Here is an 11,889-nt window from a genome sequence, read left to right on the forward strand (position 1 = left end):
GATCCGCGTGTCCACGCCCGCCGCGCCCGGGGCGGCCCCGACGGAGCGGACGGTCAGGCGTTGATGTTCGTCAACCGGAAGCTCTCGTAGTGGTCGGAGGTGTAGAAGTACTCGTCGCCCTGCCCGACGACGAACCGGCGGGCACCGCGGTCGTCCTCACCGGGGGTCTCCACCGTGTACTCCTCGTAGTAGCCCTCCGCGCAGTCCGGCAGGATGCCTTCGCGGTTCTCGAAGGTCTGGCCGTCCTGCGGATACGGGAACGGGCCGCCCTGCTGGATCAGCTCCACCGTGTCGGCTGCTTCCGGTGGCAGTTGGGAGAGGTCGACGCGCTCGAACTCGCTCGTGTCCCCGCACGGCACTGCCGTGCTCGTGGACGCTGCTGCCGTGCTCGCGTGCGTGCTCGCGGGCGCTGCGGCCGCCGCCTGCGCGGGCGCGGCCGTGCTCGCGGGCGCTGCGGCCGCCGCCTGCGCGGGCGCGGCCGTGCTCGCGGGTGCTGCGGCCGTGGCCACCCCGGCGGGTGCCAGGGCGAGCACCGCGGCGAAGAGCGCGGCGACGAGGGGGCGCGGACTGGTGCTGTTTCCTGTGATCCACCGCATGCTCGCTGACCGTAGTCGCGCCCGGTGACGCCGAAGGGGCGTTGACGTGAACACGTCGGACTCTCACCCGCAGGGATGAAGCCAACAGAACGTCCGGTACTCCGCGCGAGTCAGCCCCCGACACGCGGGCCGGGTGCCGGCAGCCCCGGGCAGCTCAGCTGCTCGGCGCGGCCGGCACGGATTGCGGCACGATGACGTCCCGGGAGCCGGTCGGAGAGCTCAGGAGGTCTCGGCCAGGCGCTCGCGCAGTCGCTGCTCGATCTTCGGCGGCAGCAGTCCGGTCACGTCCCCGCCGTAGGTCGCGACCTCCTTGATCAGGGAGGACGCGAGGAAGCTGTACTCCGGGTTGGTGGACATGAACAGCGTCTCCACCCCGGACAGGCGCTGGTTCATCTGCGCCATCTGCAGCTCGTAGTCGAAGTCGCTGACCGCGCGCAGTCCCTTGACGATCGCACCGATGCCGTTGTCCCGGCAGTAGTCGACGAGCAACCCGTGCCAGTAGTCGATGCGCACGTGCGGCCAGCTCGCCGTGACGTCGGCGAGCATCTCCATCCGCTCGTCCACGGTGAACAGGCTCTTCTTGTTCTTGTTCACCAGCACCGCGATGACGACTTCGTCGAAGAGCTTCGCGGCTCGTTCGATGATGTCCAGATGGCCGTTCGTCACCGGGTCGTACGACCCCGGACACACCGCGCGCCTCATGAAGCGGCACCGTAACAGCGCACAGCACCCTCCCCCACGCGCGCGTGGTGTGGCTCACCACGGCGCGTTCGCTCAGCCGTTCCTCTCGCGCAATCCGTCGGGGTCCGGCGCCAGGGCGTTCGCAGCCGGCGCCGCCGCATCTGCCGCAGCGGCACCTCTCCCGGCGTCAGACGGGTCTTCGCCGTCCGCTCCGTCCTCGGCCTCCACCGGTTCGTGGACGGCCCAGTAGACGACCGTTTCGCCGTAGCGGCGCAGCCGCGTCTGCCGCAGCGGCTCCGGCCACTCCCAGGGGTCGCCGCGGGTGGACTGCTCCATCACGACGATGCTGCCGGGGGCGACCCAACCGCCGGTGACCAGAGCTTCGAGCACCTCGCGCAGGTGCGCACCGGTCAGCGCGTACGGCGGGTCGGCCAGCACCGCGTCGTAGGGCGCGTCCGCGGGCGCGGCCAGCGCGGATTCGGCCTTGCCCACCGCGACGGCGCTCGAGCGCTGCTGGCCGAGCGAGCGGATGTTGCCGCGCAGCGTGTCCGCGGCGCGGCGGTCCGATTCGATGAACAGGACGTGCTCAGCACCGCGGGAGAGGGCTTCCAGCCCCATGGCGCCGGATCCGCCGTAGAGGTCGAGCACGCGCGCACCGTCGAGCTCGAGCATCGCTTCCAGCGAGCTGAACACGGCCTCGCGGACCCGTTCGGACGTGGGACGGGTCCCCCGTTGCGGCACCTGCAGGCGCCGGCCCCCGAGTCTTCCGGCCACGATGCGGGTCACGAGCACCATCCTCCGTTGCACTACCGGCGCCGCGCCGCCGAACCGTTCCGCTCGACGCCGTTCGCTCGACACCACCGCGCGCAGGGCCCTGCGGAACCACACCGAGTCCGTTCCGCAAGCACCGAACGAGGTGTTGAACATTTCGCGCGAAATGCACACACCCCCGGTCAGGCGGGCTCGCGAAGTTCCCGCGCGTCACCTGCGGCTCCAGGATAAGCCCTGCTGGCTGGGCACACGGCGACTGGGCACGACGGCGACTGGGCACGACAGCGGATGGGGCACGACGGCGACTGGGCACGACAGCGGATGGGGCACGACGGCGGCTGGGAGGCACGTCCTCCACCGATGCGCGGCCGCCCTCCCGCCCGTGCCACCGGCCGGAGCAACTGACCGGGCTGGCAGGAGGGCGGCCTGAACTCCGGCGGAGGATCACCCGAGCTCGACGATGAGGTCGCCTCCCTCCACCTGCTGCACGGCGGCGATCGCCAAGCGCTTGACCTGACCGGCCTGCGGTGCGGTGATGGCGGCCTCCATCTTCATCGCCTCGATCGTGGCCACGGTCTGGCCCGTGTCGACGCTTTCGCCCTCGGCCGCGGCGAGGGTGACGACGCCGGAGAACGGCGCGGCCACATGTCCCGGGTTGGTGCGATCGGCCTTCTCCGCGGCGGGCAGTTCGGAGGCCACCGAGCGGTCGCGCACCTGGATCGGCCGCATCTGCCCGTTGAGCGTGGCCATGACGGTCCGCATGCCCCGCGCGTCGGGTTCGCTGATGGCCTCCAGCGCGATGATCAGCCGCACGCCCGGCTCGAGCTCCACGGAGTACTCCTCACCCGGCCGGAGCCCGTAGAAGAAGTCCTTGCTGCGCAGCAGCGACGTGTCGCCGTACGAGGCGCGGTGCTCCTCGAGCACCTCGGTGGGCTTGGCGAACAGCAGCCGGTTCAACGTGCCGCGCGGGTTCTCCCGCAGCCCCTGCTCGTCCTCTTCGGACAGCTGGGTGACGCCTCGGGTGGCGGTGCGTCCTTCCAGCGCGCGCGTGCGGAAGGGCTCGGGCCAGCCGGCCGGCGGATCGCCGAGCTCGCCCTGCAGGAAGCCGATCACCGAGTCGGGGATGTCGAACCTGCGCGGGTCGGCCTCGAAGTCCGCCGGGGACACGCCCGCTCCGACCAGGTGCAGCGCGAGATCGCCGACGACCTTGGACGACGGCGTGACCTTGACCAGCCGCCCGAGCATGCGGTCGGCCGCGGCGTACATCGCTTCGACTTCTTCGAACCGGTCGGCGAGCCCGAGCGCGCGCGCCTGGGTGCGCAGGTTGGACAACTGCCCGCCGGGGATCTCGTGCTCGTACACGCGCCCGGTCGGCGAGGCCAGGCCGGCCTCGAAGGGCTGGTAGATGCGCCGGGCCGCTTCCCAGTAGGGCTCCAGGTCGCACACGGAGCGCAGGTCGAGCCCCGTCGCGCGGTCGGTGTGGTCGGTGGCCGCGACGATCGAGGACAGCGCCGGCTGGGAGGTGGTGCCCGCCAGGGAGGCGCTGGCGCCGTCGACGGCGTCCACTCCCGCTTGGATGGCGGAGAGGTAGGTGGCCAGCTGGCCACCGGGGGTGTCGTGCGTGTGCAGGTGCACCGGTAGGTCGAATTCCGCGCGCAGCGCCGACACGAGGGTGGCCGCCGCAGGAGCGCGCAGCAGCCCGGCCATGTCCTTGATCGCGATGACGTGGGCGCCCGCTTCGACGATGCGCTCGGCCAGCCGCAGGTAGTAGTCCAGCGTGTAGAGGTCCTCGTCCGGATCGGACAGGTCGCCGGTGTAGCACAGCGCCACTTCGGCGACCGAGGACCCGGTGCCGCGCACCGCTTCGATCGCTGGGCGCATCTGCTCGACGTCGTTGAGCGCGTCGAAGATGCGGAAGATGTCGATGCCGGTCTCCGTGGCTTCGCGGACGAACTCCTCGGTGACCTGGGTGGGGTACGGCGTGTAGCCGACCGTGTTCCGCCCGCGCAGCAGCATCTGCAGGCAGATGTTCGGCATCGCCGCGCGCAGCTTCTCCAGACGTTCCCACGGGTCTTCGGCGAGGAACCGCAGCGCCACGTCGTAGGTGGCTCCGCCCCAGCACTCCACGGACAGCAGGTCGGGTGTCGTGCGGGCGACGTGCGGGGCGGCTTCGAGCAGGTCCCTGGTGCGCAGCCGGGTCGCCAGCAGCGACTGGTGCGCGTCGCGGAAGGTGGTGTCGGTGACGCCGACGGCGGAGCGCCGCCGCAACCAGTCCGCGAACCCTTCGGGGCCGAGTTCGTCGAGCCGCTGCTTCGAACCGGCCTGCGGTTCGGCGTCGCTTTCCAGCTTGGGCAGTTTCGCCACCGGGTCGGCGGCGGTCGGCCGCGGGCCGTTGGGCTGGTTGACGGTGACGTCGGCGAGGTAGGTGAGCATCCGCGTGCCGCGGTCGGCGGAGTGCCGCGCGGTGAGCAGCTGCGGCCGTTCGTCGATGAAGGAGGTGGTGACGCGCCCCGCGGCGAAGTCGGGGTCGTCGAGCACGGCCTGCAGGAACGGGATGTTGGTGGCCACACCGCGGATGCGGAACTCGGCCACGGCCCGGCGCGCACGGGCCACGGCCGTGGGGAAGTCGCGGCCGCGGCAGGAGAGCTTCACCAGCATCGAGTCGAAGTACGCGTTGATGCTGTTGCCGGCCATCGCGGTGCCGCCGTCGAGGCGGATGCCCGCGCCGCCCGGCGAGCGGTAAGCGCTGATCATTCCGGTGTCCGGGCGGAACCCGTTGGCGGGGTCCTCGGTGGTGATGCGGCACTGCAACGCGTTGCCGCGCAGCCGGATCTGGTCCTGCTGCATGGACAGTTCGGGCAGGTCCGCGCCGCCGGCGATGCGCAGCTGGGACTGCACGAGGTCGGCATCGGTCACTTCTTCGGTGACGGTGTGCTCGACCTGGATCCGCGGGTTCATCTCGATGAACACGTGCCGGCCGTTCTCGTCGACGAGGAATTCGACGGTGCCGGCGTTGCGGTAGCCGATCTGGCGGGCGAACCGCACCGCGTCGCCGCAGATCCGCTCGCGCAGCTCGGGGTCGAGGTTCGGTGCGGGGGCGAGCTCGACGACCTTCTGGTGCCGCCGCTGCACCGAGCAGTCCCGCTCGTACAGGTGCACGACGTTGCCGTGCGTGTCGGCGAGGATCTGCACCTCGATGTGCCGCGGGTTGACCACGGCCTGCTCGAGGAACACCGTCGGGTCGCCGAAGGCGGATTCGGCCTCGCGCATCGCCGTGTCGAGCGCTTCGGCGAGCGCGGCGTGCTCGTCGACGCGCCGCATGCCGCGGCCGCCGCCGCCGGCGACGGCCTTGACGAACACGGGGAACGGCATGTTCTCGGCGGCCGCGAGCAGTTCTTCGCGGTCGCGGGAGGGCGCGGAGGAGTCGAGCACCGGCACGCCCGCTTCGGCGGCGGCGGCCACGGCGGTGGCCTTGTTGCCGGTCATCTGGAGGATGTCGTGACTCGGCCCGACGAAGGTGATGCCGGCTTCCGCGCAGGCGCGGGCGAGTTCGGGGTTCTCCGAGAGGAACCCGTAGCCGGGGTAGACCGCGTCCGCACCGGCGCGGCGCGCGGCGGCGATGATCTCGTCCACGGAGAGGTAGGCCCGCACCGGGTGGCCGGGTTCGCCGATCTCGTAGGACTCGTCGGCTTTGAGTCGGTGCATGGAGTTGCGGTCCTCGTGCGGGAAGACCGCGACCGTCCAGGCGCCCAGTTCATAGGCGGCGCGGAAGGCTCGAATCGCGATCTCTCCGCGGTTGGCGACGAGCACCTTGCGGAACATTGCCGGCTACCTCCTACGGGCGGGTGTCGGGTGATGCTCGAACATTACCGCGAAATTTCTCCACAGCGTGAGAACCTCCCGCGTGATGGAACACGCACCAACGTCCTGACCTGCACAGACTTGGCGGCAGCACAAGTGAACCCCGGGTGAAAATTTTTTGGAAATTTCGCGTGCAGGAAACGGCTCGGGCGGACGTCGAAGCGCGCGAGCCGTCCACCCCCGCATCCGCTGCCGCACCCGCCGGTGCCGCGCCGCACTCGTCCGCGCCAACCCGCGGACTCTCCTGCTAGACCTTCTCCAGGTACTCGGCCTGCTCGTCGGCGACCAGCTCATCGACCATCCGCCGCAGACCCGAGTGCCGTTGCAGGTGCGGGTCGTCGCGCGTGAGCCGCTCCGCCTCGGTCCGCGCGCGGGCGATGACGTCCTCGTCGCGCAGCAGCGAGAGCATGCGCAGACCGGACCGGCGCCCCGACTGCGCCGCGCCGAGGATGTCGCCCTCGCGGCGCAGTTGAAGATCCAACCGCGCGAGCTCGAACCCGTCGGTGGTGGAGGCGACGGCCTCCAGCCGCTCGCGCGTGGTCGTCCCGGCCAGCGCTTCGGTCACCAGCAGGCACAGGCCCGGCGCGCTGCCGCGTCCGACGCGTCCGCGCAACTGGTGCAGTTGGCTCACGCCGAACCGGTCGGCGTCCATGATGACCATGACCGTCGCGTTGGGCACGTTCACACCGACTTCGACCACCGTGGTGGCCACGAGCACGTCGAGCCCCCCGGCGGCGAAGGCGCGCATCGCCTCGTCCTTGTCGTCGGCGGGCAGGCGTCCGTGCAGCTCGCCGACGCGCAGGTCCGACAGCGGGCCCTCGCGCAGCTGCCCGGCCACGTCGAGCACCGCCAGCGGCTGCCGCTGCCCGTTTCCGGAATCGCCTGCGGCGTCCTCATCGGACGCTCCTCGCGGGGGTTCCTCCTCGGAGTCCGGCGCGGAGGGGTCCGATGTGGACTCCTCGGAACGCCGCGCCTCGGGATCGTCCCCGATGCGCGGGCAGACGACGTAGACCTGGTGGCCCGTGCCGACCTCCTCGCGGATGCGCTCCCAGGCGCGGGTCAACCACGCGGGCTTCTCCGCGGCGGGCACCACGCTCGTGCTGATCGAGGAGCGCCCGTGCGGCAGTTCCCGCAGCGCCGAGGTCTCCAGATCGCCGTACACGGTCATCGCCACCGTGCGCGGGATCGGCGTCGCCGTCATGACCAGCACGTGCGGTGACATCCCCGCGCCGGCGCGCCCGCGCAGGGCGTCGCGCTGCTCCACGCCGAAGCGGTGCTGCTCGTCCACGACCACCAGGCCCAGGTCGGCGAAGGACACCTGGTCCTGGATCAGGGCGTGCGTGCCGACGACGATGCCGGCCCGCCCGGAGGCCGCGTCCAGCAGGGCCTGCCTGCGCTGCGCCGCCGGCAGCGAACCCGTGATCAGCGCGATCCGCGTGGCCTCCTCCGCGGCGCCGAGCTCGCCACCGCGGGCCAGATCACCGAGCAGTTCCGCGAGCGAGCGGGCGTGCTGGGCGGCGAGCACTTCGGTCGGTGCGAGCATCGCCGCCTGCCTGCCGGAGTCGATCACCTGCAGCATCGCGCGCAGCGCCACCACGGTCTTGCCGCTGCCCACTTCGCCCTGCACCAGGCGGTTCATCGGGTGTTCGGCAGCCAGGTCGGCGCAGATGTGCTCGCCCACCTCGCGCTGACCCGCGGTGAGGTCGAACGGGAGCTGCTCGTCGAAGCGGCTCAACAGCCCGTTCTCGCGCGGCGGGCTCGTCGGAGCGGGCTGGTGCTCGACTTCGGCGCGCTGCCGCGCCAGCGCCAGCTGCACCGCGAGCGCCTCGTCCCACTTGAGCCGTTCCTGCGCGGCCTCCACGTCCGCGTGGTCCTGGGGCAGGTGGATCCGGCGCAACGCGGATTCCAAATCGGGCAGTTCGTGGCGCTCGCGGACATCCGCGGGGAGCGGATCGTCGGTGCCGTCCCAGACGTCGAGCACCTGCCGGACGCAGCGGGCGATCGACCAGGACGGCATCCCCTGCGCCGCCGGGTATACGGGGATCAGCGCTGCCGCGAACTCCTCGGCGGCCGAATCCGCGTCGGCACTGTCCGAAGTGAACAGCTGGTATTCCGGGTGGGCCAGCTGGAGCTGGTTGCGGTAAGCCGTCACCTTGCCCGCGAACATGCCGCGCCGACCCGGCTGCAGCTCCCGTTCGCGCCACGCCTGGTTGAAGAACGTGCAGATCAGCGAACGCTGCCCGTCGGTGATGCGGGCTTCCACGATCGTTCCTCGGCGGGCCCGCATGTTCCGCTTGCCGACGCGCTCCACCTGGGCGAGCACCGTCGCGTGCTCGCCGATCTCCAGGCCGGAGATCTTGGTGAGCTCGCCGCGCTCGGCGTAGCGGCGCGGGTAGTGCCGCAGCAGGTCGCCCACCGTGCCCAGGCCGAGCGCGGAGTCGAGCGCCTTGGCCGTCTTGCGCCCCAGGACGCGGTCCAGCCGGGTGTCCCCGGTGGTCGTCCGCTCCCGTCCCGAATTCGTGGTCATCGTGCACGTCACCAGCTTCGATCCGAACTCCCACCGAGAAAGCTATCGGATCGGGCCGACACCGTGCGCACCGCCGGTCCCGGAGCGGTCCCGCCGGCCACCGCCCTCCGCTCGGCGGTGACCGACGCAACGTGCTCGCGCGGGATCGGGAAAGCCCGGCGCGGGGGATGTCGCGGAACACCCCGCGCGGTTGCTGCCCCGTCCGGCTCAGTCGTCCTCGTCCTCCTCGAACGAGACGATCTTCCCGTTGTCCGCGTTGATCTCGACCTCGTACTCGATGTCGCCCTTGCGGAGGTCGAGCTCCCACTCCACGCCGTAGCAGCGGTCGAGGTCGATCTCGGTCACGCTGGCTCCGGGAACCTTCTCCAGCGCGATCCGCTCGGCGTGCTCACTGCTGATCTGCGGCTGCTCGGTCGAGCAGTGCTCCGGCCACGGGTTGCCCCGGTGGGGGTACGCCCGATCCGGCTTCGGGCCGGTGTAGTGGTCACCCGGGCCGGTGCGGATCTCACCGGGGTCCGGCCCGGTGTAAGGCCGGTCACCCTCGCCGTCCGCGGCGGGTCGGTCTGCCTGCTGCTGGGCCGAGGCCGGACGGACGTCCGCGGGGTCGCTTCCGGAGGAGCCGTCGCCGCCGGCGAATGCCGCCGTGCTGCCCAGGGCCAGCACTCCGCCGGTCACCGCGAGCGCGCCGATCAGTTTCTTGTTGCCCATCACCTCGTACCTTTCCCTGCGTCTTCCCTGCGCCTTCCCGGCGTGGTCCGCGACTGCGCGTCGCCGTCGACAACGACGTTCCCAGCGGCACGGCTAATCGGGCGCTACTCGAATGCTAAGAAAACGATAAAACTCGTCATCGCTGGTCACCGGCAGCTCGCACGCAGCTCAGCCAGCCGCGTACCCGAGCTCGACGACCACTCGGCCACCGCCGCCGGGCGCCTGCTCCAGGCGCACCCCGCCACCCGAGTCGGCGGCCGCGCGGCGCACGATGTCCAGGCCCAGGCCGCTCGAACCGCTCCCGCTGGCGCCGCGCCGCAGCGGACCGGTGTCCGAGGCCGGAAAGCCGGCGCCCTCGTCGTCCACCACCAGCAGCACCGCACCGTCGCCGGCCGACAACGTCACGGAGAGCCCGGTTCCGTCCTCGGTGTGCCCGAAGACGTTGTCCAGCAACGCGTCCACGCACGCGGCCAGGTCCGCCTCGCTGACGGCGACCCGCAGCGGCCCCTCGGCGAGGTCCGTGCGCACCTCGCGGTCGGTGTCCTCGGCGAGCACCGACCAGAACGCCACCCGCTCGGACACGACCGCGGCCGCATCGCAGTGCTCGGCCACCTCCCCGGTGGAGGTGTCGCTGCGCCGGCCCGCCTCCTCGATGATCCGGGTGACCGCGCGCTGCAGCGCATCCACGTGGTCGGTGATCCGCTGCGATTCGGCCGGGTCGGACAGCGCTTCGGCGTCCAACCGCAGCGACATCAACGGCGTGCGCAACCGGTGGGACAGGTCCGCGGCGCGCTCGCGCTCCTCGGCGAGCAGTTCGCGGATCCGGCCGGCCAGGTGGTTCAGCGCGGTGCCGACATCGCGCATCTCCTGCGGCGCCTGCACCCGGGCGCGTGCGTCCAGCTGTCCGGCCGCCAGCTGGTGCGACACGCCGGCGAGCTCCCGCGTCGGACGCACGAGGCCGCGCGCCATCCGATCGGCGACGAGCACGCTCAACGCCGACAGCGCCACGCCCAACACGGCCAGCAGCAGCCACGCGCGGTGCACCCCGCGCATCAGCTCCTGCTCGCTGACCGCGGTGCGGATGACCGCCTGACCGCCGGCGGCGTCGCCCACCGACACCACCACTTCCACCCCGTTGCGGGTGTCCACCGTGAGGCTGCGGCCCCGCTCCGCCAGCCGCACCGCCGGGGTGCGCTCGGCGTCCGCACCGATCTGCGCGCCGTCACCGCGGAAGACGGTGACGGGGAACCGCCCGTCGGCATTGGCCTGCTGGATGCTGAGCTCCAGCACGTGCGGGTCCGCGGTGGAGACCACCGAGGTGAGCGCCTGCGCCTGCACGGTCGCGTCGTTGACCGCCCGGTCGAAAGCCACCGTGCGCGCCAGCACCGCCAGCGGGATGAGGAAGGCCACCACCACGAGCACCGTGGTGGCCACGACGAGCAGCGCGATCCGCCGCCGCATCAGGCGTTCCCCTGGGCATCGGGGCTGCCCAACCGCACGCCCACGCCGCGCACCGTGTGCAGGTACCGCGCGTTCTTCGCGGTTTCCCCGAGCTTGCGCCGCAGCCACGACAGGTGCACGTCCACCGTCTTGTCCGCCCCGCCGTGGGGCAGCTGCCACACCTCGGTGAGCAGTTCCCGCTTGCTCACCACCTGCCCGGGACGCAGGGCGAGGTAGTGCAGCACATCGAACTCGCGCGGGGCGAGCTCCAGCACCACACCGTCCAATGTGGCCGTCCTCGAGGCCGGGTCGAGGCGCAACCCGTCCACGACCAGGGCCTCGGGTGCCGGACGTTCCCCGCCGCGCCGCAGCACCGCCCGGATGCGCGCGTCCAGCTGGCCGGCGCCGAACGGTTTGACGACGTAGTCGTCGGCCCCCGCGTCCAGTACCTGCACGATCTCGTCCTCCGCACCCAGCGCGGTGGCCACCACGACCGGGACGCGGCTGACCGCGCGGAGCATGCGCAGCATCTCCCGCCCGTCCAGGTCCGGCAGACCGATGTCGAGCACCACCAGGTCCGGGTTCTGCCCCACCACCTGGTTCATCCCGTCCATGGCGGTCGACGCCGAGGTGACGGCGTGCCCGAGCTCGTGCAACGCCCTGCTCAACGACGTTCGAATGGTCGCGTCGTCTTCGACCAACAACACTTGCGCCACGCACCGCACCGTAGCCCGCGCCGCACGGGGCGGACGGCTTGGCATAGTGGAAGCCATGGCTTCCCGCACCCGGGTCACGCGCACCGCCCTGGCGGTGCTGGGCTGGCTGGCCGCCGCCGGTGTCGCGGTCGCGTTCGGCCTCGTCGCCGTGTCCGCGCTCGGCCGCGGCATCCTCGCCCCGGGCCCGCCCATGACCGAACCGGGCGAGGTGCGGGCGGAACTGGCCCGCCCGGCGACGCCCGCCCAGGCAGACCCCGCGCCCGACGGGGGGCCGAACGATCGACCGCAGGCGCGCCACGTCGAACGCACCCCGGGCGGCACCGTGGTGACCGGTTGCGACGAGGGCGGGCAGGCGTTGCTGCTGTCCTGGAGCCCGGCGCAGGGCTTCCAGGCGGACGACGTGCAGGACGGCCCGGACGACGAGGCCGAGGTCACGTTCGAATCCGAGAACACCGATGTGGACGTGTCCGTGGAGTGCCGCAGCGGGCAACCCCTCACCTCGGTCGACGTGGACAACTGACGCAGCGCGCAGGAACTCGTTCGCCGGTGCGGCGCGCCGTGCCGGCTGCGTGAGCCGGTCGCTGCCGAT

The 11,889-nt window shown here is 71.8% G+C and carries 8 protein-coding genes and 1 pseudogene; 1 reads left to right on the top strand and 8 read right to left on the bottom strand.

Annotation, left to right across the window (positions count from 1 at the left end; genetic code table 11):
- Window positions 1–53 precede the first annotated feature (53 nt).
- From ACVGV2_RS16105 to ACVGV2_RS16140, 8 genes and pseudogenes are all read right to left on the bottom strand, one after another.
- On the bottom strand, window positions 54–596 hold the full coding sequence (locus ACVGV2_RS16105) for a guanyl-specific ribonuclease (protein WP_459163189.1): 543 nt from the start codon (window positions 594–596) through the stop codon (window positions 54–56).
- A gap of 219 nt (window positions 597–815) precedes the next feature.
- Window positions 816–1,298 (bottom strand): pantetheine-phosphate adenylyltransferase, encoded by a 483-nt coding sequence (gene coaD, locus ACVGV2_RS16110; RefSeq protein ID WP_459163190.1) that lies wholly within the window; start codon window positions 1,296–1,298, stop codon window positions 816–818.
- A gap of 210 nt (window positions 1,299–1,508) precedes the next feature.
- Window positions 1,509–2,063: pseudogene (rsmD, locus tag ACVGV2_RS16115) on the bottom strand (16S rRNA (guanine(966)-N(2))-methyltransferase RsmD); the annotation flags it as partial.
- A gap of 429 nt (window positions 2,064–2,492) precedes the next feature.
- Entirely contained in the window at window positions 2,493–5,870 is a 3,378-nt protein-coding gene (locus ACVGV2_RS16120) for a pyruvate carboxylase (protein ID WP_459163191.1), read from the bottom strand.
- A 286-nt stretch (window positions 5,871–6,156) separates the two neighbouring features.
- Window positions 6,157–8,436: an ATP-dependent DNA helicase RecG gene (recG, locus tag ACVGV2_RS16125; protein ID WP_459163192.1), complete on the bottom strand. Its 2,280-nt coding sequence runs from the start codon at window positions 8,434–8,436 to the stop codon at window positions 6,157–6,159.
- Between the two features lie 207 nt (window positions 8,437–8,643).
- Window positions 8,644–9,144, bottom strand: a complete 501-nt coding sequence (locus tag ACVGV2_RS16130) for a PepSY domain-containing protein (protein ID WP_459163193.1) — start codon at window positions 9,142–9,144, stop codon at window positions 8,644–8,646.
- A gap of 168 nt (window positions 9,145–9,312) precedes the next feature.
- Window positions 9,313–10,605 carry a sensor histidine kinase gene (locus ACVGV2_RS16135; RefSeq protein ID WP_459163194.1) on the bottom strand — a complete coding sequence of 431 codons (1,293 nt, stop codon included), beginning with the start codon at window positions 10,603–10,605 and terminating at the stop codon, window positions 9,313–9,315.
- The gene (locus tag ACVGV2_RS16140) at window positions 10,605–11,300 is read right to left on the bottom strand and encodes a response regulator transcription factor (protein WP_459163195.1); all 696 of its coding nucleotides are present in this window, start codon (window positions 11,298–11,300) and stop codon (window positions 10,605–10,607) included. The genes ACVGV2_RS16135 and ACVGV2_RS16140 overlap by 1 nt, the downstream gene beginning before the upstream one ends.
- A 55-nt stretch (window positions 11,301–11,355) precedes the next feature.
- Between ACVGV2_RS16140 and ACVGV2_RS16145 the strand changes: the two genes are divergently transcribed.
- Complete coding sequence (locus ACVGV2_RS16145; protein WP_459163196.1) at window positions 11,356–11,820, top strand: hypothetical protein; 465 nt, start codon at window positions 11,356–11,358, stop codon at window positions 11,818–11,820.
- Window positions 11,821–11,889: the final 69 nt, after the last annotated feature.

The organism is Bounagaea algeriensis (genome assembly GCF_054491375.1).